The sequence below is a fragment of the Candidatus Accumulibacter contiguus genome (genome assembly GCF_036625285.1).
GTDB classification, from domain to species: domain Bacteria; phylum Pseudomonadota; class Gammaproteobacteria; order Burkholderiales; family Rhodocyclaceae; genus Accumulibacter; species Accumulibacter contiguus.
The window spans coordinates 2138423-2164704 of the sequence record NZ_JAZKUC010000001.1 but is presented as its reverse complement, the minus strand read 5'-3'; the positions used below and the strand labels follow the sequence as shown (position 1 = coordinate 2164704).

Genomic DNA, 26282 nt, shown 5'->3' with positions numbered 1-26282 from the left:
CTGTTGCGTGATGCAACGGGTGCCCCATCAACCGCTACTGATAAAGTCTGAATCCGATGGATGAACTGCTTCGACAAGCGACCGCGATCCTGCGTGGCATGTGGCAGCGCCGCTGGCTGGGAATTATCGTCGCCTGGGTCGTTGGCGCGGCCAGTGTTGCCGCGGTTCTGGCCATTCCCGACAAATACGAGGCATCCGCACGTATTTATGTCGATACCCAAACGATCCTCCGGCCGCTGATGACCGGCCTGGTGACACAGCCCAACGTGGATCAGCAGGTCATGATGCTGAGTCGTACCTTGATTACCCGACCGAATGTGGAAAAATTGATCCGGATGGCGGATCTCGACCTCAAGATCGAGTCGAAAAGCGAGCGGGATGCGCTGGCAGAGGCCTTGATGGCGTCGCTGAAGATCAACAATACGACGCGTGACAACATCTATACGATCAACTATCGAGACACCCAGCCGGAGCAGGCAAAGCGTGTGGTGCAGTCGCTGGTATCGATCTTTGTCGAGTCCAATCTCGGCGACTCGCGCAAGGATACGGAATCGGCCCGCAAATTCCTGGACAAAGAGATCGCAGCGTACGAGAAGAAACTTGAGGAGGCCGAGGGGCGGCTGAAGCAATTCAAGCTGCGTAACCTGGGGAATGAGAGTGCAGAGGGCAAGGATCACTTCAGTCGTATGAGTGCCGCTGCTGCCCTCCTCGAACAGAGCCGCCTCGAATTGCGCGAGGCGGAACATTCCCGCGACGCCTTGAAACGCCAGATCCTTGGTGAGGAGCCGGTTTTGCTGCCGGAAGCCTCGCAAGAACCAATTGCTGGCGTGTCGATTCCAGAAATCGACAGTCGTATAGACGTCCTCAAGCGCAATCAGGACGCGATGCTGCAGCGTTTCACCGAGAAGCATCCGGACGTGGTCAGTACCCGCCGCCTGATCAAGGAACTGGAGGAGCAGAAGCAGCAGGAGATCGTTGCTCGCCGCAAGACGGCGCTTACCAATCCGGACTCTTCGGTGAATACCAATCCCGTGTATCAGCAACTGAAAGTTTCCCTGTCTGAAACCGAGGCGAGAGTCGCTGCATTGCAGACCCGGGTTGCCGAGTATCAGGCACGTTACGATCGTTTGAAGTCTGCAGTCACTCTCGTACCCCAGATCGAAGCCGAGTTTGCGCAGCTCAATCGCGACTACGAGATCAACAAGAAGAATTACGAACAACTGGTGCAAAGGCGTGAATCGGCCACCCTCGGGAGCGAGATGGACAACGTCGCCGGGGTTGATTTCCGCCTGATCGATCCGCCGCGGGCGTCTCCGAAACCAGTCGCTCCCAATCGCGCCCTGTTTCTCCCGCTGACACTGCTCCTCGCACTGGCTGCCGGAGTGGCGGTCACTTTTGCGGCCAGTCAGCTACGTCCAGTATTTTTTGAGGCACGTTCTCTCAGGGAAGCATGCGGCCTGCCGCTCCTGGGAACCGTCTCCCTGGTCGCTGACGAGGGGAGGAAAAGCCGCGAAAGGAAGGACTTGCTTCGCTTTGCTGCGGCCTGTGTCTCGCTCCTCGGTGTCTATGGAGCGGGGATTCTCGCTTTTTTCCTTCTTTCCGCCCGTACTGCCTGAGGAAAACTGATGAGCCTCATTGAACAAGCGGCGAAGCGTCTGGAACAGTTGCGTAAGGCAGGGGTCGAGATACCTGCGCCGATCGCTGCGCATGAGCCACCAGCATCCGATTTGGGCGCCCCGGTTGCCGCCCAGCCACAGTCGACCCTGGCGCGGCCGCAGGTCGTTCCTTCCTCGACCACCGTGTCTGCGAGTGTGCCACAGTCTCGCCGGATCGAGCTTGACCTGAATGCTCTTGCAGCCACCGGTCTGATCAGCCCGGACGCACCGCGATCCCAGATTGCAGATCAATATCGGGTCATCAAGCGGCCCTTGATTGCCAACGCCATGGGCAAGGGCGCCACACTGATCAAGCGGGGCAACCTGATCATGGTGACCAGTGCGATTTCCGGCGAGGGCAAGACCTTTACCGCGATCAACCTGGCGATGAGCATCGCCATGGAATTGGACAATACGGTCATGCTGGTCGATGCGGATGTACCGAAGCCCTCCGTGCTCAAGATGCTCGGTTTGCCCCCGGCACCGGGCCTGCTCGACGTGCTGACGGATGAGTCGATTGCACTGTCGCAGGTCTTGATGAGAACCAACGTGGATAAGCTGAGTATCCTGCCGAGTGGCACGCAGCATCCGCGTGCGACCGAACTCCTGGCCAGCGAAGCCATGATCGGCCTGCTCGACGAAATGGCCAATCGCTACCCGGACCGGATCATCATTTTCGATTCGCCACCGCTGCTGATGACCACCGAATCAAGGGTGCTGGCGAGCCATATGGGGCAGGTGGTCGTTGTGGTGAAAGCCGAGCGTACTGCTCGCAGTGACGTCAAGCACGCTTTGGCAGCCATCGAGTCCTGCCCGGTCAAGCTGATGCTGCTCAATCAGGCGCGCACAGCCACCCAGGATGGTTACGGCTACGGTTACGGCTACGGTTATGGCTATGGCTATGGTTCAGATGGCTCTTGAACAGACGGGGTGCGTGCCATGTGCTGAAAGCGGGGGGGGGCGTTCAGCGATGGGCCGGCGCTTTCACGACCGAAGCTCTGGCCGCTGCTGCCAGGCCTCGGCATCCTTGCTTGGTTTTTCATTGCTGTGCATGGGCGTTTCGGCACATGCAGAGAATTGGCGGATCACGCCGACCATAGCGGTAACGGAAACCCTGACCGACAATGTATTTTTGACTTCCACCGACAGGAAGAGCGATCTGGTGACCGCCATCTCGCCGGGTATCTCGATCGATGGCAAGGGTGCTCGCACCAGTCTGCGACTGAGCTATACGCTTACCGAGCAAATCTACACGCCGAGCCATTCGAACACCGATCGGCTGCTTGGGCAGAAGTCGGCTTCCAATAACCATCAGAATGCGCTCAGTGCGGTTGGAATGCTGGAAGCAGTGGAGGGCTGGTTATTCATCGACGCCACCGGGAGCATCACGCAGCAGTACATTTCGGCGTTTGGAACGGTTTCCCCGAGCAATGCCAGTGTCAATAACAACCAGACTGAAACATCGAGTTACTCGATCTCTCCGTATATCAAAGGTAAATTTTTCTCTTCGACCGAGTATCTCCTGCGCTACCGAGCGACGACCACCAGCTCGCAGTCAGGTCTGGTGTCTGACACCACTTCAAGCGAGTGGTCGGGCAAGCTCAACGGCACCACTCGCTGGTCTGCTCTTGGCTGGGCACTTGAAGCAAATCGCTTGACCAACAACTATCAGCTCAAGGACTATGAGGACACCAAGTATCAGGCCAGCCTCTCGTATCGCTTCAATCCACAGATTCGGTTTACCGTTATTGGCGGGCAGGAGTCGCAGAATTACGTCAGTCTGAACCAGGAGACGCATACCACCCACGGTTTCGGCTTGGTGTGGACGCCCGGCCCGCGTACCGAACTCTCGGCGACCAACAGCAAGCGCTTTTTCGGGAATGGCTACGACGTCAATTTCCGCCATCGGATGGCACGTTCATTGATCACCTACACGGCCAGCAGGAATATTTCGTCGCAGCCGGCAGGTGTCGGGAATACCGGGCAGGGCAGCAACTACAATGCTTATTATGCGATCATCGCCGCCAATAATCCGGGCGCCTCGCCGGAAACGATCAACTCGCAGGTCTCCCAGATTCTCCAGGGCAGAGGAGTTCCGGCCGACGGCACGGTGGTCAATGGGTACCTGACGAATCGCCCCACCCTGCAGGAGTCACAACAGCTCTCCTTTGCCTTGCTCGGCGTCCGGAATACCGTGACCTTGAACGCAAACGAAACCAGGCAACAGCCGCTGGGTCTGGTCAACGGGCTGACCGATGAATTTTCGCTGTCGAACCAGATCACGCAACGCGGATTTGGCATCGTCTGGGGGCATCAGTTGACAGGCTTGTCGTCGCTCTCGCTCTCGCTCAACCAGCAGCGCAGCATCAGTCAGAGGAGCAACCAGTCTGACACCAGAACGCAGGGGGCGTATCTGCTGTTCACTACCACCATCTCGCCGAAGACGCATGCGAACATCGGCGCACGACGGGTGATTTCCGATGGTGGGGCAATCTCCGGCGCTGGGCTCGGATCCGGCTATACGGAAAACGCGCTGACCGGCGCGCTTTCCTACAATTTCTGAACCTCCCTTATGTACGAGTCCTTCTACGGTTTGACCAGCAAGCCTTTCCAGCTGAATCCTGACCCCGCATTCTATTTCGCCAGCAAACAGCACCGCCGTGCGATGGCCTACCTCGAGTATGGCTTGAATCAGAACGAAGGCTTCATCGTCGTTACTGGCGAGGTCGGTGCGGGTAAAACGACGATCGTACGTGGCTTGCTCAACGACCTCGATGCCGAGAAGGTGGTGGCCGCTCAACTGGTCAGTACGCAACTCGACGCGGAAGACATTTTGCGGATGGTTGCCGGGGCTTTTGGCGTCGGGACCCGGAATCTGGGAAAGTCCGACATGCTGCTTGCCCTCGAGGCCTTTCTGGTGGATGTCACTCGTCAGGGGAAGCGTTGCCTGCTGATTGTCGATGAGGCACAGAACCTGACGCCGCGGGCAGTTGAAGAACTGCGCATGCTTTCGAATTTCCAGTTTGGTACGCAGGCCCTGTTACAGAGTTTCCTGATCGGCCAGCCGGAGTTCCGGAAGATCATGCAAAGCCCGCAGATGCAGCAATTGCGTCAGCGCGTGATTGCCGCCTGTCACATTGGTCCGATGGATCAGGAGGAAACCCAGGCCTATATCGAGCACCGGCTCCGGTGTTCTGGATCGAAAGGCTCGCCACGTTTTGATGCGGGGGCTTTCGAGGCGCTGTTCGAGGCCAGCGGGGGTGTGCCTCGACGCATCAATGCGCATTGCGACCGTCTTCTACTGTCCGGTTTTCTCAATGGCAAGAATGAATTCTCGCGTGCTGATGTCGAGGAAGTCGCGAAAGAGATCAAGGACGAGACCCAATCGGCTTCGACATTGCCCTTGCCGGTCGACGCCGGCCATGCGGCAAGCAGCCCGCAAGCGACGGACAACAGCATTCCCGACATCGACCTGTCGCGACTGACCCTGGATGCCAGCACGGCAGATCAGGCGGCACGCGTGATTTCGGATCTGAAAAATGGGCAGGCCGAGCAGCGCCTGATACGCATTGAGCGCAGCATGTTCCGTCTCGAACGCAACAATGCAGCACTTCTTTCCTTGCTCCAGCAACTGGTTGATGCTGCCCGGGCAAAACCTTGAAAGGGAGTCATCTTGGCTAATGAGGCATGGCCCGCTATGCTGGGTCCGGTGATCTGCGTCGTCGGTGCACGCCCGAATTTCATGAAGATGGCACCGATTCTGCGCGCTTTTTCTGCCCACCGTCCGGCGCTGCCGACGCTGCTCGTTCATACCGGCCAGCATTACGACAGGGACATGAACGATCGCCTGTTCGTCGACCTGCGTCTGCCGCATCCTGACATCAACCTCGAGGTGGGGTCTGGAACCCACGCCCTGCAGACCGCGGAAGTGATGCGACGTTTCGAACCAGTGCTCGATGCGCAGCAGCCATCCTGTGTGCTGGTCGTCGGTGATGTGAATTCGACCCTTGCCTGTACCCTGGTCTGTGCCAAGAAGGCGGTGCCGGTGGTGCATGTCGAGGCCGGGCTGCGCAGCTACGATCGGGGGATGCCGGAGGAAATCAACCGTGTTCTGACCGATCAGATCGCCGACCGCCTATACACCACCGAGCGCAGCGCGCACGCCAACCTGGCACGCGAAGGGGTTGCCGAGGAACGTGTGTGTTTCGTTGGCAACGTGATGATCGACTCGCTGCTGTCGAATCGCGAGTTCGCCTGCCCCGCAGCGAAGACCCTGCAGATGGCCGGTTTCGATCCTGCTGTGGTCGACGATCCGCGCGGTTATGGTGTAGTCACCCTGCATCGCCCGTCAAACGTGGATCGTGAGGAAACCTTGGCGCCCTTGCTGACCGTGTTGCGCGAAGTTTCCGACAAGGTGCCGTTGGTCTTTGCCCTGCATCCAAGGACGCGCGCCAACATCGATCGCTTCGCTCTGGGCGAACTGCTCGCCAGCAATCGTATCGTCCTCTTGCCGCCGCAGGGTTACCTGGAGATGCTCGGCCTGCTGGCGGGTGCGAAACTCGTACTCTCCGATTCCGGAGGTTTGCAGGAGGAAACCACTGCTCTTGGGGTGCCTTGCCTGACGATACGGGAAAATACCGAACGCCCGATCACCGTCGTACAAGGAACCAATACCCTCGTCGGTTGTGAACCGCGCGCGATCCGCTGCGGTGTCGACGAAATCCTTGCTGGCGCCGGCAAGACCGGTCGTGTGCCCGAGTTCTGGGACGGCCACGCGGCAGAGCGAATCGCCGCTGATCTCTTTACCTGGCTGATGGCTCATCATGCGCAGCGCAGCAGCTAGAATCGACGAGTCATGCGAGATGCCAGGCCAGTCGATCACCAATGGATTGACCATCGACGTCGAAGACTACTTCCAGGTCTCCGCGCTCGCTCCCTATATCCCCAGGGAGCAGTGGGATCTACGTGAATGCCGGGTCGAACGGAATGTCGACAGGATCCTGCTGATGCTCGAAGCAAATCAGACCAAGGCAACCTTCTTCACACTGGGGTGGATCGCCGAACGCTATCCTCGTCTCGTTCGGCGCATTGTCGACGATGGCCATGAATTGGCCAGTCACGGCTACGGTCACCAGCGTGTCAGTGATCTGACCGAAGCCACTTTCTCTGCGGACATCGAACTGGCCAAGAAACTGCTGGAAGATATCTCGGGTCAGGAAGTCAGGGGCTATCGGGCGCCGAGTTTTTCGATTGGCGAAGGCAATCTCTGGGCTTTCGACTGCCTCGAACGTGCCGGTTACCGCTACAGTTCGAGCATTTACCCGATTCACCATGATCACTACGGGATGCCGGATGCGCCGCGCTTCGCGCATCGGGTACGCGCCGGCCTGCTGGAACTGCCGGTGACCACCGCGCGCTTCTTTGACCGCAACTGGCCAGCCAGCGGTGGTGGCTACTTCCGACTGCTGCCTTATGCGCTGTCGCGCTGGCTGCTGCAACAGGTCAACCAGCGCGATCGTCAGCCGGCAATCTTTTATTTTCATCCCTGGGAAATCGATGCCGGGCAGCCGCGCATTACCGGCATCAGTGCCAAGACGCGCTTTCGCCACTACGTCAATCTGCAGTACACCGAAGGGCGCCTGCAGCGATTGATCGCCGATTTCAAATGGGGGAGGGTGGATCGGGTGTTTCTCGATAGTCCGCTAGCGGAGCCGGTGGTGAAGCAATGAACCCCGGCATCGAGAAAGTTCCCCGTTCTGCCGGACTGGCAGCCCCACTCGGCGTCCAGCGCCTGAACCCCGGCGACCCGGCCGCGCTTGCACGCTGGGACGCCTTCGTTGAGGCGTGTCCGGAGGCCACCTTTTTCCACAAGTCCGGTTGGCAGAGAATCCTGCACGAGGTCTTCGGTCATCGCACATACTTTCTCTTCGCCGAGCGTGCCGGTGCCATCGAGGGTGTTCTGCCGCTGGCACAGGTGAAAAGCCTGCTCTTCGGAAACTCACTGGTCTCCCTGCCCTTTGCGGTCTATGGCGGGGTGGCAGTCACCAGTCCGGCAGCCGCCGAGGCGCTGGAATGGGAAGCACAGGCGATCGCCAGACACCTTGGGGTTGCGCACCTGGAACTGCGGAACATTCAGCCGCGCCATCCGGAATGGCCACGCCAGGATCTCTACGTCCGCTTCCGCAAGGCCATTGCTCCCGAGGTCGATGCCAACATGCTGGCCATCCCGCGCAAGCAACGCGCGATGGTGCGCAAGGGGATCAAGAACGGTTTGCGCAGCGAGATTGACGCCGATCCTGGGCGGTTTTTCGCGCTTTACGCCGACAACGTCCACCGTCATGGCACGCCAGCAATGCCCCGTCGTTATTTCGAAGCGCTGCAGCAGGTGTTCGCTGCCGATTGCGAAGTGCTGACCGTCGTGGACGGCACGGGGTGTTCGCTGAGCAGCGTGCTGAGCTTTTATTTTCGCGACGAGGTGCTGCCCTATTACGCCGGTGACGCCTTGGCCGCTCGCGAGCTCGCGGCCAACGATTTCAAGTACTGGGAGTTGATGCGCCGTTCCTGCGAGCGTGGGCTGAAGGTTTTCGACTATGGTCGCAGCAAGCAGGGCACGGGTTCCTTTTCCTTCAAGAAGAACTGGGGCTTCGAGCCGCAGCCGCTGGCTTACGAATATTGCCTGTATGGGCGCGATGCCATCCCGCAGAATAATCCGTCGAATGTCAAATACCGGCTCCTGATCGACGCCTGGCGGCGGCTGCCGATCGGCCTTGCCAACTGGCTGGGGCCGTTCATTGTCCGTAACCTGGGTTGAGTGTGCTCGATGGCCATTCCTGTCTGCGCCGATCCTCTGGAACCGATCGCTGATGACCGTACCTCCGTGCCTGTGGAAAGCAAGTTCATGAACCAAACCCCCAGCCCGACGTCCTTGCTCCCTCACCCGGGCTGGCGAGTGGCGCTTCCCGCAGTGGTCCTGACCCTGGCCGCGATTCTGGCAATTTTTCGGGAAACTGCGCTCTCGATGGTAGACATCTGGGTGCGTAGCGGCACCTATGCCCACGGCTTCATCGTGCCGCCGATTACCTTGTGGCTGATCTGGCGAATACGCGAGAGAATTGCCGTGCTGGCTCCCAGGCACTGCTATCCGGCCGTTCTCCTGTTGGCAACTGCCGGCTTTGCCTGGCTGCTGGGCGAGGTGGCAACGGTCAATGTGGTTCCCCAGTTTGCACTGGTCTTCATGCTGGTTTTCGCCGTATTGGCAGTACTCGGCCCGGTGGTCGCACGCAGCATCGCATTTCCACTGTTGTTCCTGTTCTTTGCCGTACCTTTCGGCGACTTTACCCAGCCGAAACTGATGGAATGGACGGCCAAGTTTACGGTACTCGGCTTGCGCCTCACCGGTATACCGGTATACAGCGAAGGCCAGAACCTGGTGATTCCCTCGGGCAGTTGGTCGGTCGTCGAGGCTTGCAGTGGTGTTCGCTACCTCATCGCTTCGGTCACCGTGGGGACCCTGTTTGCCTATCTGACGTATCACTCCCTGAAACGGCGACTACTCTTTGTCGGTATCTCCTTCCTGGTGCCGATCGTTGCCAACTGGGGGCGTGCCTACATGATCGTGATGATCGGCCATCTGTCGGATAATACCTTGGCTGTCGGCGTCGACCATTTGATTTATGGCTGGGTATTTTTTGGCTTCGTGATCATGGCCATGTTCTGGATCGGTGCGCGCTGGCGCGAAGATGATCTGCCGTCAGGATCGGCAAAACCCTTGGCAGTGGCCGCTGCGGGTACGGATTCCGCGGTGCGGCTGGCCGCTGTCGCAACCGTGCTGGTGGCCGCGGTCTGGCCGCTCGCGCAATGGCAGATCGATCGCGACACGGCTCCCCCGCTCAGCCAGCTTTCCCCGCTCGGGCCGATCGCCGGTTGGCAGAATGCCCCACAAGGCTTGCCCGACTGGCGGCCCAGGTTCGAGAACTACTCGGCGAGTACGCAATCGACCTTTGAGAACGGCGGCCGTGTGGCAGGACTTTTTCTCGGCTACTACCGCAACCAGGACCAGCAGCGCAAACTGGTCAGTTCGACGAACGTCCTGGTGGCCAGTGTGGATCCCCTATGGGCAAGAGTGGGCAGTGGAAAGAGAGAGATCATGTTCAACCAGCAGGCACTCACGGTTCGTACTGCCCAGTTGCGTTCGTCCGGAAACGCACGCATGGTGGTCTGGCAGTGGTATTGGATTAACGGCCACTGGACTGCGAGCGACGTTTTGGCCAAAGTGTATACGGCGTTGTCGCGGCTGACCGGCAAGGGCGACGATTCGGCGGTGATCATCATTTACGCACTTCAGCATCAGGCTGGCGAGGCGGATGCCACGCTCGAGGCTTTTGCGGGTGCGGCAGGGTCGATCATCGAGAGCACGTTGCGACAGACCAGGGAAGCCCGCTGATGAACATGTGTGTCCGGCACTTCGGGACATTCCGGGAGCGCTCTGCCTTGCCGCCAGAATGTGTGGAACGTGCATGAAACAGGAGACCAGACCGCTGATTCTGCATGTCATCCATCACCTGCGCACGGGTGGTCTGGAGAATGGCTTGGTGAACCTGATCAACCATCTGCCGGAATCCCGTTTTCGTCACGCGGTGGCATGTGTCGAAGATTTTTCGGACTTTCGCCTGCGAGTGACCCGCTCCGATACCCCGGTGATTGCCCTGCACCGTTCGCGTATCGGGGTCTGGCGGCTCAGGCAAGGGATCTTTCACCTGTGTCGCCAGCTCCGGCCAACGATCGTTCATTCGCGCAACCAGTCCGGGCTCGATGCCTTGTTACCGGCGAGACTGGCTGGTGTTCGGCACTGTATTCATGGTGAGCACGGTTGGGATGTGAGAGATCTGAATGGGGAAAGAATCAAGCCAGTCTTGCTGCGCCGGATGCACTCGCCGTTGATCGACCGCTACATCACGGTATCCAGTGATCTCAGGAACTATCTGGTGCAGCGCGTGCGCATTGCCTCTGAACGCGTGACCCAGATCATCAACGGCGTCGACACGGAGCATTTCTGCCCCTCATCACTTCGTTCACGGCAGTTTCTTCCGGAGAGATTTGCCGGTCCGGATGCCATGGTGATTGGCACCGTCGGCCGGATACAGGCAGTCAAGGATCAGGAAACCCTGTTGCGGGCATTTGCCAAGCTGGTCAGAGACGGTGCTCAGACCGGGTCAAGGGCAAGGCTGGTGATCGTGGGCGATGGCCCATTGCGTGAAAACCTGATTCGCCTCGCCGATTCCCTGGGCGTTTCAGCGCTGACCTGGTTTCCGGGAAGTGTCAGCAACGTTGCCGAGATGCTGCGTACCTTCGACCTCTTTGTCCTGCCCTCGTTGGCGGAGGGCATCTCGAATACCCTCCTGGAAGCGATGGCCAGTGGTCTGCCACTCGTCGCGACAGCTACCGGTGGCAATCTTGAACTCGTCGAAGATGGCGTCAACGGCCAACTGTTTGTGCCGGGTGACGTCGATGCCTTGACACGCTTGTTGAGCCGCTATCTTGCTGAGCCAGCGATGCTGTCTGCACAAGGAAGCAATGCGCGCGCGATGGCGGTCAGACGTTTCAGCCTGCCGACAATGCTGGCGGGTTACCAGGCGGTATACGAGGAATTCTGTGATCAACGCTAGCCTGGTTCCGGCAATGCGCGGCGGTGCATCGTCCATCGGCGCCAGCGGATGCCGTGTCCACCCCCTGCCTGGCATCCGTTTCGACAATGCGCCTGCGCCAGCAGCAGATTTTCACTGACTACGAGAATACATAGACAAACCATGTGCGGCATAACCGGAATTTTCGATACTCGGGGCAGGCGTGACATCGATCGCGCCGTGCTCATGCGGATGAACGAGTCGCAGCACCATCGTGGCCCGGATGAGGGTGCTTTGCATGTCGAACCAGGCCTTGGCCTGGGGCACCGGCGGCTCTCGATCATCGACCTGTCGACTGGTCAGCAGCCGCTCTACAACGAAGACCAGAGCGTTTGCGTGGTGTTCAACGGGGAGATCTACAACTACCAGGAACTGATCCCCGAATTGCTGGCACTCGGACATGTTTTCCACACCCGTAGCGATACCGAGGTCATCGTGCACGCCTGGGAAGCCTGGGGCGAGGATTGCGTTCAACGTTTTCGCGGCATGTTTGCCTTCGCCCTCTGGGATCGCAACCGCGAAACGCTGTTCCTGGCACGCGACCGGCTTGCGGTCAAGCCTCTCTACTATGCGCTGCTGCCGGACGGGATCCTGCTTTTTGGCTCAGAACTCAAGTCCCTGCTGGCCCATGGCGGCCTGGCTCGCGACATCGATCCGCTGGCAGTCGAAGAATACTTCGCGCTCGGTTACGTGGCCGAGCCGAGAACCATCATCCGGCAGGCCAGAAAGCTGCCGCCAGGTCATACGCTGACGCTACGCCGCGGCCTGCCGGTTGCACAGCCCAAAGAATACTGGGATCTGCGTTTCCGTCTCGACAACCAGTGTTCGATAGCGGATGCCTGCGCACAACTCGACGAGAAACTCAGCGAGTCGATTCGCCTGCGCATGATCTCGGAAGTGCCGCTCGGCGCCTTCCTTTCCGGTGGTGTCGACTCGAGTGCAGTCGTCGCGCTGATGGCCGGGCTCTCGGCCGAGCCGGTCAATACCTGTTCGATCGCCTTTGATGACCCGGCGTTTAACGAAGCCGCGTTTGCTCAAACGGTTGCCAACCGTTATCGAACCAACCATCACAGCGAAATGGTCGCCAGCGACGACTTCGATCTGATCGACACCTTGGCCAGACTCTACGACGAACCCTATGCCGACAGCTCGTCGATCCCGACCTACCGGGTCTGCCAACTGGCACGGAAACATGTGACGGTGGCCCTCTCGGGCGATGGGGGCGATGAGACTTTCGGGGGGTATCGCCGCTATCGTCTACACCTCATGGAAGAGCGCCTGCGCTCGGCAATGCCGCATAGCGTGCGCCGACCGCTGTTTGGTCTGCTCGGCCGTGTCTACCCGAAAGCAGACTGGGCGCCGCGCATGTTCCGCGCCAAGACGACGTTTCAAGGCATGGGGCGAACTGCGGTGGAAGCCTACTTCCATTCCGTTTCGATCCTGCGTGGCCCGATGCGCCGCGAGCTTTTTACCGATCGTTTCCGCAAAGAAATCGACGGCTACAGCGCCGAGGACGTTTTTCGCTACCATGCGGGGCGGGCGGACACCGACGATCCTCTGGCCATGATCCAGTACCTCGATCTCAAGACCTATCTGGTGGGTGACATCAATACCAAGGTTGACCGTGCCAGCATGGCACACTCGCTCGAAGTGCGTGAGCCGCTGATGGATCACGAACTGGTCGAATGGATGGCGACGCTGCCCTCATCGCTCAAGGTGCGCGGCCAGGAAGGCAAATTCCTGCTAAAAAAAGCGATGGAGCCACGCTTGCCACAGGACATCCTGTACCGCCCGAAAATGGGCTTTGCCGTGCCGCTGGCCCGCTGGTTTCGCGGTCCTCTCAGGGAGCGCGTTCGCCAAGCCGTGCTTGGCCCGCGCCTGGCGGCGACCGGCTGGTTCAATCCGGATTATCTGCAGCACCTGGTCGATGCCCATCAGTCGGGAGCGAGCGACTACAGTTCGCCCTTGTGGACCGTGCTGATGTTCGAAGCATTCCTGCGTAATGTGCTCGACACCTCGGCGGACTCAGTACTCGGTGCCACCGAGCCGCAGGTACGGGGATGAGCATGCGAATTCTGCATGTCCTCGATCACTCCTTGCCGCTGCATAGCGGCTATACTTTCCGCACGCTGGCCATCCTGCGCGCGCAGCGCGCGCAGGGTTGGCAAACGGTTCATCTGACGACACCCAAACAGGGGTCGGGGACATTGTTGCAGGAGGAAGTCGATGGTTGGCTTTTCCATCGCACTGCAAATGCCGATGGCTCCGGCTTGCTTGCCCAGATGCGACTGACTGCAGCTCGCCTGCAGCAACTGATTCGGGCCACACAACCGGACATCATTCATGCCCATTCGCCGGTTCTCAATGCCTTGCCAAGTCTGTGGGTCGGGCGACGCCACCGTTTGCCGGTGGTCTATGAAGTGCGAGCTTTCTGGGAGGATGCTGCGGTCGATCATGGCACAACCATTGAAGGTAGCTTGCGCTATCGTGCCTCACGGGCGATGGAGACCTTCGCGATTCGCCATGCTGACCATGTGACGACAATTTGTGAGGGTCTGCGTGGCGATATGGTGCTGCGAGGCCTGTCACCGGAAAGTATCACGGTAATCCCGAACGCCGTGGACGTTGACCTGTTCCGGTTTGGCGTCGAGGCGGATTCTGAGCTTCGCCGCTCGATGGGGCTGGATGGCACGACCGTCCTGGGCTTCGTTGGCTCCTTCTATGGCTATGAAGGCCTTGATTTGCTGGTTGAGGCGGTACGACGGATGCTGCCACGGCATCCGCAGTTGCGCGTGCTGCTGGTCGGTGGTGGCCCGCAGGAGAGCAAGCTGAAGGAGCAGGTGGCGGCTGCAGGTATGCCGGGTCATGTCATTTTCACCGGCCGTGTTCCGCACACCGAGGTGCAACGCTACTACGAATTGATCGACGTGCTGGCCTTTCCGCGCTTGCCGATGCGGCTTACCGAACTGGTCACCCCGCTGAAGCCACTCGAGGCAATGGCGCAGGGACGAATCTTCGTTGCTTCCGATGTCGGCGGACATCGCGAGTTGATCAGTCACGGTGAAACGGGCTTTCTGTTCCGTGCAGGGGATGTCGCTGCGCTTGAAGCGGCAATCGAGGACATCATGGCGCGGCGGGCGTCCTGGTCGCAGATTCGTGCGCAGGCGCGCCGCTTTGTCGAGGTCGAGCGCACCTGGGTGAACAGTGTTGCACGCTATCGGGACGCTTACCGTCGGGCGCTGGCCAGGTATGACCGAAGTCTGTCCTGATTCCGAGTCGCCATCGAGACGCCACCTCGCGTCGGCCCAGATAGTTGCATCTTTGCATAACCCGGTTTGAGCGATCACATGGCCAATCTCCTCTATCTTGTACACCGGCTCCCTTATCCTCCCAACAAGGGCGACAAGGTTCGCTCCTATCACTTGCTCAAGCATTTGGCGGCTCGACACCGCGTTTTTTTGGGCACCTTTATCGACGACCCGCAGGACGAGGTTCATATCAGTGCCTTGTCTCGGTATTGCGTCGACCTGCACGTTGCCCGTCTGGTGCCGAGCATTGCCAGGCTCGCAAGCCTCAGGGGCCTGCTTACTCAACAGGCGCTGACGCTTCCCTATTATCGCAATGCTGCTCTGCAGGCGTGGGTTGATCGCACGCTGCGAGAACAGGAGATCGATACGACAGTCATCTTTTCTTCGGTTATGGCGAGCTATGTCCAGGGCTCTCCCCATTTGCGCAAACTGATCGATTTTGTCGACGTCGACTCGGCCAAGTGGACGCAATATGCCTCCAAGCACCGTTGGCCGATGTCCTGGCTCTACCGGCGGGAAGGCAAGCACCTGTTGGCTTTTGAACGTTCTGTGGCGATGCAGGCAGAGCGATCATTTTTCGTCACCGACAACGAGTCTGATTTGTTCTGTCGCCTGGCTCCCGAGTGCGCGGACAGGGTCGAAGCCATGTGTAACGGTGTAGATGCGGACTTTTTCTCGCCAGAGCACGTGTTTCCTTCACCGTACCGTGAGGAAGATCTGCCAGTAGTGTTTACCGGCGCCATGGACTATTGGCCGAACATTGATGCAGTGACCTGGTTCGCGACGGAAATGTTGCCTCAGTTGGAGCAGAACTGGCCCAGCTTGCGCTTCTATATCGTCGGACGCAGCCCAACTCCTGCGGTTCAGGCGCTGGCGAGGAGACAAATCGTGGTCACCGGGACCGTCCCTGATGTCCGCCCCTATCTGCGGCACGCTGCCGTCGTCGTCGCCCCCCTCCGGTTGGCACGCGGGATCCAGAACAAAGTCCTTGAAGCGATGGCCATGGGTTTGCCCGTTGTTGCTTCGCAAGAGTGCTCGGTCGCAGTCGATGCCATTCCCGAGCGAGATTTCCTGACGGCGGGAAGTGTTCCCGAGTATCTCTCACAGATTGAACGACTGTTGCGGGAGCCCGAGCGCGCTGCCGCAATCGGCCTTGCCGCTCGCCAGCAGGTATTGGCGCGCTATAGCTGGAAGGCCCACCTCTCCGGTATCGATGCTTACCTGGACGCCAAGCTTCGCCAAGGCTTGGCACCCGTTGGCTGATGCACGCCGCTGGCTCTCGTTATTGATGGTCATGGAGGGTTGATGGGGATTTACACATCGTTTGCCGCAAACCTGCTGTTCCCGCTGCACGAGAAATTGAAGAAACACTCCACGCTGACAGTAAAACGTGATCTGGAGCGCAGCCAGTGGCTCAAGCCAGAGGAAATTCTCGCCCTGCAACTGGCCAGGCTACGCGAATTCCTCACACAATGCGCGTTGCATGTGCCGTACTATCACGACCTGTTTCGCTCGCTCGATTTCGATCCAAAAAATATCCGTGCCATCAGCGATCTGGGACGTTTGCCGCTGCTCACCAAGGACATCATCCGCAGCGAATTCGACCGCTTGCGTTCCCGCTTGCCGGAGCCGGTCAGGCTGTTTTCCACTACGGGATCGACTGGCGATCCTTTACGCTTCAATATCAGCAAGACTCGCGTTAGCCACGACGTTGCCGCCAAATGGCGTGCCACCCGCTGGTGGGATGTCGATATCGGCGACCGGGAGATGGTAATCTGGTCCAGCCCGATCGAATTGACCAGGCAGGATCGCTTGAAACAGTTGCGTGATCGGCTGTTGCGCAGCAAGCTGCTGCCCTCGTCTGCGATGTCGCAAGCCGATATGGATCGCTTTATCGCGGACATTCGGAGCTTTCGACCAACAATGCTGTTCGGATACCCTTCGTCGATGACCCTGATCGCTCAGCGTGCCGAGCAGCAAGGAATCCGCCTGAGTGATCTTGGCATCAAGGTGGCATTTTGCACCGCTGAGCGCTTGTATCCACAGCAGGCCGACGTGCTACAGCGAGTCTTCGGCTGTCCGGTTGCGAATGGCTATGGTGGCCGCGATTCAGGTTTCATCGCCCATGCCTGCCCGCAGGGAGGAATGCATATCACAGCCGAAGACATCATCGTCGAAGTTGTCGATGAGCATGGACAGTCTTCGCCGCCGGGTGTGCCGGGCGAAGTGGTGGTGACACATCTGTACAGCACCGGTTTCCCGTTCGTCCGCTACAGGAACGGCGATGTGGCGGTGCTCGAAGAAGGACAATGCGCCTGTGGCCGTGGCCTGCCCTTACTGAAAGAAGTACATGGCCGCACCAATGATGTACTGCTGGCTGCAGACGGCTCGATAGTGCTCGCCATCGCAATTGCCATGGTGTTGCGGGACATGCCCGGGGTGAACGGCTTCAAGGTGATCCAGGAAACGCTGTTGCACTGTCGTCTGCAACTGGTCACTGATACCAGTTTCCGGCAGCAAGCGAGCGAGTCGACGATCCGAGCCGCTTTTCGTGCAAGGCTTGGCGAGGGGGTACAACTGGACATCGAATATCTGGACGCGATCGCAGCCGAGCCGAGCGGCAAGTATCGCTACGTGGTAAGCAAGGTCAGCCAGCATCAGGCCGGACGGGTCGGCGCCACATCCAATTGACTTGAGTTCCGGTCGAAGAACATGCGGTGCCACAGTTCGAGATAGTACACCGACAGAAACAGCCGCCGGTGTTCGGTTGCGCCTTGGCAATACTTTGCGAAGGCTTCCCGCAGCGCGGCCGAGCGGTAGAACGGCCGGTCGAAATCGGCGTCCTTGAGGGCTTTCTGGGTCACGAGGTCGTTTTCCGAGAGGGGCGAATTATCGGTCTGGAATTTCCGGGCGAAGCGGTACGCAACCGGGTATTTCGCGAGTTGCGTCTTGGCCAGGAACTTCCAGTCGAAATGCCTGGCAATCAGGCCCGGATCGCTCATGGCGAAGAAAATTTCACCGGCGCTGCACACCGGGGTTTTCAGCAGCTTCGGAAAATGTTCCTTTAGGGTTTGAATGTACAGCTTGTGCCCCAGCTTCATTCCGTTTGGAATCGAAAGCAGGTAGCCCAGGAAGTCGGCATCGACCGTCGGGGTGACCGCCTCGACCTGGCTCGCGTAAGCCTGGTAGGGATTGACCGCGGTTCGTCTTCGGACCCGGTTCTGAAGCAGGAACAGGATGAACCTGCTTTCGGATTCCGGAATCTTTTCGAACTCCGCCCTAATCCTTTCCTCAAATCTCGCGTCCAGCGCAGCGAATATTTCTGGTTGCAAGACACTTTTCAGGATGTCTCTTTGCGTAGACGCTTCGGCGATGAAGCGAGAAAGGTTTACCTCATCATTGGTGGAGTAACCGTGGTATCCCCCGAAACTGAGGTCCAAGGCGAGGCTGTCCCAAACCATCCCCATGTCCGTTCGCAGCTCCGGGTATACTTGCGAAATGAACAAGTTGCGGTTTGGCACCATGCCGTCCAGGATGTGGTAGACATTCAGCCAATCACCGGACGCGTAATAGCCACTTCGGCTCGGTCGCAGTTCGCATTCGATCCCCAGTAATGCCGCGGCTCGTTGTGCAAGTGCTCCATCGAGGCCCCGATGTTCGTCATCATGGGCCATCGAGACCGCCCGAATCTCCGCGCCCAGCGAGGCCAGGGCGCCGAGAGTGAATCGGGAGTCGAAGCCGCCGCTAAGCAATACCGTATTGGGGATGCCTTTCCGCACACGCCTGGCGACGGCCTGGGTGAATAGAGACGCGATCTTTTCCGTAGAGACCTCGGTGGGATCGATCAACCCGACCTGGGTAAAGTCGTGGTATTTCTGACTCGTGACCGCTCCCTGCCGGAAGCGTACCCATTGCCCTGAGTCCAGCATGGAGATGCCCCTGACTAGCGTCCTCTGGCCCATCATGTGACCGATGTAGAAAAAGTCGGCCCAAGCCTCCCAGTCCTGCCCCTGCTCCCATGGCTCGATCACCTGGAGGATCGCCTTGACCTCGGAGGCGAACCATAAGCCCCCCCTGCCGGCGTAATAGTAAAGAGGGTAGAATCCCTGTGCGTCCGTGGCGATGGTCAAGGATCTGCCCGGGCCATCATAGTAGGCTGCGGCGAACTCTCCCTTCAAGCCTGGCAACGCGTCGAGGCCATGCTTTTCGAGGGCGGCAAGAAGGAATTCGGAGTCCGGTCTCCCCGTGCCGTCCCCACGGCGGACGCCGAGTTCTCCGTCGCCGCGGTCATGATCGACGATCTGCCCGGACAATGCTACACACCGAGCTCGGTCCGTGGTCCAGGCGAGGTTGGATATTCCCAGGACATTGCTCTGCAGTATGGCCAGTCCGCCACCCGCAAACGGGAAACAGAACTCCCGATGTTCCCGATCATCGTGTTTCATCGTTCCCAGCATGGCCTGCAGCGTCACATCCACCGCCTCGGGTCGAACGTCATCGCTGATGAAGCCGCAAATCTTCGCCATTCAGTACCTGCCTTATCCTGTTAATATTTGTGCAATCAGGCACTCACCCAAAGTTGCAGCTGCAGTTCGGTGGCGTTGTTGAAGACCTGATCAGCACGCGCCAAAGGGGTCGGAAGCGCAGTCACCGTGTGGCGGCCAAGCGACTTGGCGCCTCTTTGCGTAACACGGGATTATTGGGAATGAGTAGTCCTGGTCCCAAGCCCGAAATACAGGCTACCGTCAACACGGTTTGCAAACCGACTGCGTCGGTACCCATTTCCCTGGACAAATGGAGCCCCATGGAACTTCATCGGTTGCAGTTGATTGACTGCTATGAATTTCAAAGCCTGTGTATTCTATACAAAAAATGGACCCGAGAAGCGCAGCAAGAGGCTGTTTCGATAACGTTCCCATTGACCCCTTGCCCGTGACCCGTGACATACTTCCTCGTCGCAGATACCTCGCCAGAATATTCTAAGGGAATTCACTCCATGGCTGAGTGCGCACAATGTGTTGTCAGAGAGAGGAACGCAAACTGAAAACTTCTGTCATCAACCAGCTTCTGGGTCGGGAATGTGACAATGGCTAGTGACACGCGACAGGTTCTGGACATCGACGGACGCTGGCCAGCGATTTGCGTGGTCGGACCGCTACCGCCGCCGTCCGGTGGCATGGCGGGTCAATGCGACCAGCTCGTCCGCCTGCTGCGGGCCGAGGGCCTGGATGTGGCGCTGGTGCGTACCAATTCACCCTATCGGCCTGAGTGGATTGGCCGCCTGCCCGTGGTGCGCGCGGGCTTTCGTCTTCTGCCATATCTGCTGCATCTCTGGCAGGCCGCCGGGCGAGCAGGGGTGATGCATGTTCTGGCCAATTCCGGCTGGGCATGGCATCTGATTGCAGCTCCGGCAATATGGATCGCGCATCTGCGCAACACTCCCGTGATCATCAACTACCGGGGTGGGTATGCCGACAAGTTCTTGGCGCATGCGCCACGACACGTGCTCCGCATGCTGGCCAAGGTATCCTTGCGAGTCACGCCTTCGGCATTCCTGCAGCGGGTGTTTTCCCGATACGGACTAACTGCCGAAGTAATCCCGAACATCATTGATCTTTCGCGCTTTGCGCCGGTTCCACAGCGATCCTTCGGTGATGCTCCGCATCTGGTGGTCACCCGTAATCTGGAACCCTGGTACGACATGCCGACAGCAATACGTGCCTTCGCGCGTATACTGCCCACCTTTCCGCGGGCCCGGCTGACCGTTGCCGGGAGTGGCCCGGAACTGTTTCGCTTGCAGGCGCTGGTTGCGGAGTTGGGCCTGCAGGAGCGTGTGCGCTTTTCCGGTCGCATTGAAAACTCGGATATCCCGGCACTGTACGCCACTGCGGATTGCCTGCTCAATCCGAGTACCGTAGACAACATGCCGATCTCGATCCTCGAGGCATTTGCAAGTGGTGTTCCGGTAGTGAGTACCTGTGCGGGCGGGATCCCGGACATGATTGAGCAGGGCGTTTCCGGCCTGCTGGTCCCAATCGGTGATCACGAGGCCATGGCACGAGAACTTCTGCGTGTTTTACAGGACGCTTCTCTGGCCGCAGGTCTGAGGCAGGCCGGCCTGAGACAAGCCGAGCGATTTGCTTGGACGCGGGTACGAGCCCAGTGGCTGGACACGTATCGCCGCGTTGCTGGCGAGAGGAGGGAATCTTGAGTTTGCCTCCCCGGATCGTGAAGCAGAGGAAGGAAAGGGCGGCTGGGGACAGTTCTCCCAGCGCCCATCTGGATCATGGGCGGGCCAATGTGGAACGTCAGGCCGTGGCAGAGCCGCGCCCCGACAGGCGTTCGGAAAGCTCGCATGCGTGACTTGCTGGTAGTGAGCATCGTCCTGGCAGTCCTGCCCTTTGTGTTTCGTCATACCTGGGTTGGCGTGATGTTGTGGACGTGGCTCAGTGTGATGAACCCGCACAAGCTGGCTTTTGGCTTTGCCACCGAACTGCCGCTTGCCGCTGCAGCAGCGGGTACGGTGTTGATTTCGTTGCTGACTACGCGCGATAAACTGCGCATGGCGTGGAGTCCGCCGGTGGGCGTGCTGTTTGCGTTTGTCATATGGATATGTCTGACTACTGCTTTCGCATTCGATCCGGCAGGGTCCTGGGTTCAGCTCAACAAAATCTTGAAAATCCAGTTGATGACTGGCATCGCCTTGATGGCCTTGCACGAGCGGAAACATATCGAGCTGTTTCTCTGGGTCAATGTGCTCTCGGTCGGTTTTTTCGGTTTCAAGGGCGGGATTTTTACCATTCTGACTGGGGGATCGCAGAGGGTATGGGGGCCTCCAGGCGGGTTTTTCGAGGACAACAACGCATGTGCTGTCGCCCTAATCATGGTCGTTCCTCTGATGAACTATTTGCGGACGGTTTCCACCCACCCCAAAGTGCGTTTCGGCCTGCTGGTGCTGATGTTGCTGTGCGCGATCGCAGCCTTGGGGACGCAATCGCGGGGAGGGCTCTTGGCGATTTCCGCCATGGGCCTGGTGTTATGGTATCGCGCCGATCGAAAGATGCTGGGTGGCTTGATGATCCTTGCTGTCGCTACTGCGCTGCTTGTTTTCATGCCTGACTCATGGGAACGGCGTATGGCGACGATACAAACGTATGAGCAAGACGAGTCTTCGATGGGACGGCTGGAGGCCTGGCAGACGGCCATCAATGTGGCCAACCATCGACCAACGGGTGCTGGGTTTGCGATGTATGATTGGGCGACCGGCGGGATGTATGCCCAGCCGGGAGTCACCGTGATCCGAGCCGCACACAGTATCTATTTCTCCGTCCTCGGAGAGCATGGCTACATCGGCCTGTCGCTGTTCGTTCTGATCTGGGTGCTGACTCTTCGCGTCGCTGGGCAACTGCGCAAGCAGACCAGAAATCGACCCGAGGTGCTGTGGGTCTATCAACTCGCCGGGATGTGTCAGGTTGCCCTGGTTGGTTACCTTGTCGGAGGGACATTCCTGAGCCTCGCCTATTTTGACTTGCCTTACAATATTCTGGTCGTCCTCGTGGTCACTCAACGCTGGCTGAGGGAAAGTGGATCTCAGGCAGCAGGCGTGTTTGGGTCTGCCAGTTCTTCTCTTTCTGTAGAGACGCAGCAGGCACTGAAATGATCGTGAAAGCACTGGCTCGTGTTCTATCGCCTGGCGGGCAAGGCGGACGCCTGTCGATCCTGATTTTTCATCGCGTTCTCGCGCACCGGGATCCGGTTCTGAACTGGGATCCTGATGCGGCAGAGTTTGAGCAAATCATCAGGTGGCTGAAGGAATGGTTCAATGTGCTTCCTCTCGACCAGGCGATAACTCGCTTGAATGAGCACTCGCTGCCACCGAGGGCTGCAGCGATTACCTTCGATGACGGGTACGCCGATAATTTCACTGTGGCAATGCCGGTTCTCCAGTCGCATGGTTTGACCGCCACCTTCTTTATCGCCACGGGTTATCTCGATGGTGGCCGGATGTGGAATGACTCGATCATCGAGACTGTTCGCCATTGCGGCAAAACGAAGCTTGATCTTTCGGGAGAAGGCCTTGGTGTGCATGAGTTGAACTCCGCTGCCGCCGTTCGTCAGGCGATCATGAGCATCCTGAATGCCGTCAAGTATCGGGAAGCGCCAGAACGCCTCAAGGCAGTCGATTACCTCGCATCAGTGGCCGGCGGCAGCTTGCCATCGGACCTGATGCTGACCTCTCGACAAGTGAAGATGATGCGCCGAGCCGGCATGTCGATTGGGGCGCACACCGTCACGCACCCGATCCTCGCCAGGCAGAAACCCGCCGAGGTCTATACCGAAATGATCGAGAGCAAGCGATTTCTGGAGTCCTTACTGCAGGAGCGAGTGGGTTTGTTTGCCTACCCCAATGGGAAGCCAAGTCTCGATTACAGGGCCGAGGATGTAGAAATCATTCGCAGCCTGGATTTCGACGCCGCACTGACAACCGCTTGGGGAGTTGCCGATGCGGCAAGCGATCGGATGCAACTGCCGCGTTTCACCCCGTGGGATCAGACTCGCTTTCGCTTCGGAGCAAGACTCGTCAAGAATCTGTGGCAAAATCCACGATTGCGATCGGGACAGCTCGCCGATTGAGAATGGAGTCGGGAGAGGATCTTATCGGCTACCAATGCTCATGAGCATCCTTGAACAAGTCTTCCGATATTTCAACAGCAGCACGCTGAGGAATTCCGCCGCATGAATTTGGGAGGACTCATCTGGGACCACTGATCACCGGCTATAGGGGTTGTAATGGATCTAACTGATTATCGAAATACGGATAGAGAGCAAGAAAGAGTCGCTGATCTAATGGGACTGTTGCCAGGCAACATCGCAAATACTCTGGATATCGGTGCGAGAGACGGTTTCCTTTCGAAGCTATTGGCAGAGCGTGGGACTCGGGTCACAGCGCTGGATCTGGAACAACCCCGGATAGACGACGAAAGAATTGAATGCGTGGCTGGCGATGTTACCGGCTTGAGTTTTCCAGATGCCTATTTCGATCTTGTCTTCTGCGCTGAAGTGCTCGAGCACATACCTACGAACTTGCTTGGTAAGGCTTGTAGCGAGTTGAGTCGCACTTCAAACCGGTACGTGCTGATAGGCGTTCCCTACAAACAAGACATCCGGCTTGGTCGTACAACGTGCCATGTCTGTGGCAAGAAAAATCCTCCCTGGGGCCATGTCAACAGATTTGACGAAAGTCGATTGCGAAGCCTGTTCCCAGAGTGCGAGGTCGCAAAAATGTCCTTTGTCGGGGTAGCTGATACGGATACGAATTTTGTTGCATGCCTACTGATGGACATGGCTGGAAATCCATATGGAACGTACTCGCAAGCTGAACCCTGTGTGCATTGCGGTGCCCCTCTCAAAGAGCCAACTGAGCGGAGCCTGATGCAGAAGATTTTTGCAAGGGCTGCTTTTTACGCAAGGAGCGTGCAGGCTCCATTCCTGAAACAACATCCGAACTGGGTTCATGTCCTGTTTGAAAAACGAAAGCTAGAACAACAGCAACGAATCCGATAGCCAGTCCCGCAAACTGTCGTTACTTTTCCGGACACCCTTTCCGGACACCCCGATCATGAAAAGTCATGACCGTTTCGTCATGTTGATGCTACTCGACTATGTGCGAATGCCAGTCACTGGAGATTGCAAGTGGTGAACCTTCGTACGCAAGTTCTGACGGGACTCAAATGGACCGTATTTGGGCGCCTGGCCTCGCAAGGGTTTACCTGGGCGATAACGATATTTGTCATACGACTCCTCAATCCAGAAGATTATGGACTGATGGCACTGGCGAGCATCTTTAGCACTATGCTCGCGATGATTGCGGAAATCGGGCTCGGACCAGCGCTGGTGCAAAGCAAAGACTTGTCGCTGCTACAGATTCGGCAGATTTTCGGCATTGTCGTTTTGTCCAATAGTGTCGCGTGTCTCTTGATGGAGGTGTTGGTTGCTCCCGTTGCCGCAGGTTTTTTCGGCGATGATCGGCTGCAACTGGTCGTGCAGGTCATTGCGCTGCAATTCCTTCCGGCAGCGTTTGTTGTAGTACCCTCCGCGTTGCTCAACCGGGAAATGAAGTTTCGCGGCAGGGCGATCACCGATCTTGTTTCAGCCATCGGGGGTGCACTAGTCACGCTGGTCATGGCTTATCTGGGGTACGGTGTGTTCGCTTTGGCGTGGGGCAGTGTCTTTCAGACCGTAATCCGGGCAATCGGCCTGAATATTGCCCATCCATTTTCGGGAATGCCTGTCTTCAGATTTTCCGGCTGTGGCAGCATGTTTAATTTCGGATTCAATGTTGCCGGCACCCAGTTGGTCTGGTTATTGTATTCACAGGCGGATGTGTTCATTGTCGGCAAGTTTTTAGGAAAGCACGATTTGGGAGTTTATTCGGTGTCCATGGATCTGGCCTCTTTGCCTGCTTCTCGACTCTCGGCAATCCTGAACCAGATCGTCTACCCATCCTTATCACAGGTTAAACGGGGTGGTGAATCTGTGGGACCCTATCTTCTGAAAGGGATGCGGGGCATCAGCTTCGTATCTTTTCCTGTGATGTGGGGCATGTCCAGTATTTCTCCGGAACTCGTCCAGGCACTACTCGGCGAGAAATGGATGGAAGCTGCCTTCCCTCTTGCCCTGCTATGTCTCATCATGCCGTTGCGTGTTCTGTCGCCGATCATGCATGCCGGCTTGCAGGCTGTAGGGCGTGCAGATGCTAGTTTCAGAATTACCTGCATCACAGCGGCAGTCATGTGCGGCGCATTTGCGCTGGGAACTCAGTTCGGCCTGACAGGCCTGAGTCTGGCATGGCTGCTGACGTTCCCAGCGGTATTCCTTTTCAATCTGCTGAGAGCCTGCAAGTACATGGATCTTACAGGGAAGGAAATAGCGAGCACACTGGCCAGACCAGCTATGGCGTGCGGACTGATGTATGCCTCGGTGGCGCTTGTTCGCCAGATCCTCCCGTGGTCAGCACTTGCCAATCTGATGGTGCTGATTGCCGTCGGGATTATCGCCTATGTGGTTTTTTCTTTCGCGATGAATCGTGCAGGAATAAGCGAAGCCAAGAACTTGTTCCATCGCCGTGCGACCTGAAAAAGGTTTCGCCCCTTTGTAGCTGCGTATTCCACGGCAAACTGGATGTAACCGTTATCCATTGCAGGATCAAGCTACACTTTGCCACTTTTCGAGGGAGAGAAAACAGAATGAATGATTCGTTCACCGTGCGTGGTTTCAATTCGCTGTGATCGAGCAGATCCAGAGTGAAACCCGGCAGACGGTCGATGGCATGCAGGAAGTGACGCCGAAGACCGACCGTGCCCTCACCAAAGTCCATGCGGTCGCCGGGATGCTGCAGTCGATCAGCGGGGAAGCCGCCGAATCGCGCAGCCGTGCCGGCGAAGTGGCGCACGCGACCCACGAGCAGGCGATTGCTGCCAACGATATCGCTCGCAACGTCGAACAGGTATCGCAGATGGCCGAAGAGACGACGGCGATCATGCACGTGAACGCCGACAGCGCCGCCGAACTCGACGCCATGGCCAGCGATTTGCGCGCTCAGCTTGCCTATTTCCGGGTCACGTAGGCGGCGTCCG

The 26282-nt window shown here is 58.2% G+C and carries 21 protein-coding genes; 19 read left to right on the top strand and 2 right to left on the bottom strand.

Going from position 1 to position 26282, the window contains the following annotated elements:
* Window positions 1–56: 56 nt before the first annotated feature.
* Window positions 57–1616 (top strand): XrtA system polysaccharide chain length determinant, encoded by a 1560-nt coding sequence (locus V5B59_RS10615; RefSeq protein ID WP_169069861.1) that lies wholly within the window; start codon window positions 57–59, stop codon window positions 1614–1616.
* Between the two features lie 9 nt (window positions 1617–1625).
* Window positions 1626–2576, top strand: a complete 951-nt coding sequence (locus V5B59_RS10610) for an XrtA-associated tyrosine autokinase (protein ID WP_034908994.1) — start codon at window positions 1626–1628, stop codon at window positions 2574–2576.
* 63 nt (window positions 2577–2639) lie between these two features.
* Here V5B59_RS10610 and V5B59_RS10605 read toward each other — a convergent pair whose 3' ends face one another.
* Complete coding sequence (locus tag V5B59_RS10605) at window positions 2640–2828, bottom strand: hypothetical protein (protein ID WP_248594756.1); 189 nt, start codon at window positions 2826–2828, stop codon at window positions 2640–2642.
* Here V5B59_RS10605 and V5B59_RS10600 point away from each other — a divergent pair.
* The 11 genes from V5B59_RS10600 (at window position 2740) to V5B59_RS10550 (ending at window position 17337) form a co-directional block, all read left to right on the top strand.
* The gene (locus V5B59_RS10600) at window positions 2740–4218 is read left to right on the top strand and encodes a TIGR03016 family PEP-CTERM system-associated outer membrane protein (protein ID WP_332352189.1); all 1479 of its coding nucleotides are present in this window, start codon (window positions 2740–2742) and stop codon (window positions 4216–4218) included. The genes V5B59_RS10605 and V5B59_RS10600 overlap by 89 nt on opposite strands.
* Window positions 4219–4227: 9 nt before the next feature.
* Entirely contained in the window at window positions 4228–5316 is a 1089-nt protein-coding gene (locus V5B59_RS10595; protein ID WP_169069863.1) for an XrtA/PEP-CTERM system-associated ATPase, read from the top strand.
* A 36-nt stretch (window positions 5317–5352) separates the two neighbouring features.
* The gene (gene wecB / locus V5B59_RS10590) at window positions 5353–6498 is read left to right on the top strand and encodes a non-hydrolyzing UDP-N-acetylglucosamine 2-epimerase (protein ID WP_169069871.1); all 1146 of its coding nucleotides are present in this window, start codon (window positions 5353–5355) and stop codon (window positions 6496–6498) included.
* 19 nt (window positions 6499–6517) lie between these two features.
* Window positions 6518–7384: an XrtA system polysaccharide deacetylase gene (locus V5B59_RS10585; RefSeq protein WP_169069872.1), complete on the top strand. Its 867-nt coding sequence runs from the start codon at window positions 6518–6520 to the stop codon at window positions 7382–7384.
* Window positions 7381–8466, top strand: coding sequence for a FemAB family XrtA/PEP-CTERM system-associated protein (locus V5B59_RS10580; RefSeq protein ID WP_169069864.1), 1086 nt, complete (start codon window positions 7381–7383; stop codon window positions 8464–8466). Before V5B59_RS10585 ends, V5B59_RS10580 begins: the two co-directional genes overlap by 4 nt.
* 87 nt (window positions 8467–8553) lie before the next feature.
* Window positions 8554–10098: an exosortase A gene (gene xrtA, locus V5B59_RS10575; RefSeq protein ID WP_211203339.1), complete on the top strand. Its 1545-nt coding sequence runs from the start codon at window positions 8554–8556 to the stop codon at window positions 10096–10098.
* Between the two features lie 73 nt (window positions 10099–10171).
* Window positions 10172–11320, top strand: coding sequence for a TIGR03088 family PEP-CTERM/XrtA system glycosyltransferase (locus tag V5B59_RS10570; protein WP_034909812.1), 1149 nt, complete (start codon window positions 10172–10174; stop codon window positions 11318–11320).
* A 141-nt stretch (window positions 11321–11461) separates the two neighbouring features.
* Complete coding sequence (locus V5B59_RS10565) at window positions 11462–13402, top strand: XrtA/PEP-CTERM system amidotransferase (RefSeq protein WP_169069865.1); 1941 nt, start codon at window positions 11462–11464, stop codon at window positions 13400–13402.
* A gap of 2 nt (window positions 13403–13404) precedes the next feature.
* Window positions 13405–14607, top strand: a complete 1203-nt coding sequence (locus tag V5B59_RS10560) for a TIGR04063 family PEP-CTERM/XrtA system glycosyltransferase (RefSeq protein ID WP_034910303.1) — start codon at window positions 13405–13407, stop codon at window positions 14605–14607.
* A gap of 78 nt (window positions 14608–14685) precedes the next feature.
* Window positions 14686–15909 (top strand): TIGR03087 family PEP-CTERM/XrtA system glycosyltransferase, encoded by a 1224-nt coding sequence (locus V5B59_RS10555; protein WP_332351863.1) that lies wholly within the window; start codon window positions 14686–14688, stop codon window positions 15907–15909.
* 39 nt (window positions 15910–15948) lie between these two features.
* Window positions 15949–17337: a phenylacetate--CoA ligase family protein gene (locus V5B59_RS10550; protein WP_372703552.1), complete on the top strand. Its 1389-nt coding sequence runs from the start codon at window positions 15949–15951 to the stop codon at window positions 17335–17337.
* Here the strand turns inward: V5B59_RS10550 and V5B59_RS10545 are convergent.
* Entirely contained in the window at window positions 17304–19172 is a 1869-nt protein-coding gene (locus V5B59_RS10545; RefSeq protein WP_034911252.1) for an asparagine synthase-related protein, read from the bottom strand. The genes V5B59_RS10550 and V5B59_RS10545 overlap by 34 nt on opposite strands.
* 560 nt (window positions 19173–19732) lie before the next feature.
* Here V5B59_RS10545 and V5B59_RS10540 point away from each other — a divergent pair.
* The 6 genes from V5B59_RS10540 (at window position 19733) to V5B59_RS10515 (ending at window position 26272) form a co-directional block, all read left to right on the top strand.
* Entirely contained in the window at window positions 19733–20857 is a 1125-nt protein-coding gene (locus V5B59_RS10540; RefSeq protein ID WP_169071353.1) for a glycosyltransferase family 4 protein, read from the top strand.
* A gap of 144 nt (window positions 20858–21001) precedes the next feature.
* The gene (locus V5B59_RS10535) at window positions 21002–22306 is read left to right on the top strand and encodes a putative O-glycosylation ligase, exosortase A system-associated (protein ID WP_169071352.1); all 1305 of its coding nucleotides are present in this window, start codon (window positions 21002–21004) and stop codon (window positions 22304–22306) included.
* A complete protein-coding gene (locus tag V5B59_RS10530; RefSeq protein ID WP_169071351.1) occupies window positions 22303–23280 on the top strand; it encodes a polysaccharide deacetylase family protein in 978 nt (325 codons plus the stop codon). The genes V5B59_RS10535 and V5B59_RS10530 overlap by 4 nt, the downstream gene beginning before the upstream one ends.
* Before the next feature lie 156 nt (window positions 23281–23436).
* Complete coding sequence (locus tag V5B59_RS10525; protein WP_169071350.1) at window positions 23437–24210, top strand: class I SAM-dependent methyltransferase; 774 nt, start codon at window positions 23437–23439, stop codon at window positions 24208–24210.
* A gap of 129 nt (window positions 24211–24339) precedes the next feature.
* Window positions 24340–25782, top strand: a complete 1443-nt coding sequence (locus tag V5B59_RS10520; protein WP_288130117.1) for a lipopolysaccharide biosynthesis protein — start codon at window positions 24340–24342, stop codon at window positions 25780–25782.
* A 148-nt stretch (window positions 25783–25930) separates the two neighbouring features.
* Entirely contained in the window at window positions 25931–26272 is a 342-nt protein-coding gene (locus V5B59_RS10515) for a hypothetical protein (protein WP_169071348.1), read from the top strand.
* Window positions 26273–26282 lie beyond the last annotated feature (10 nt).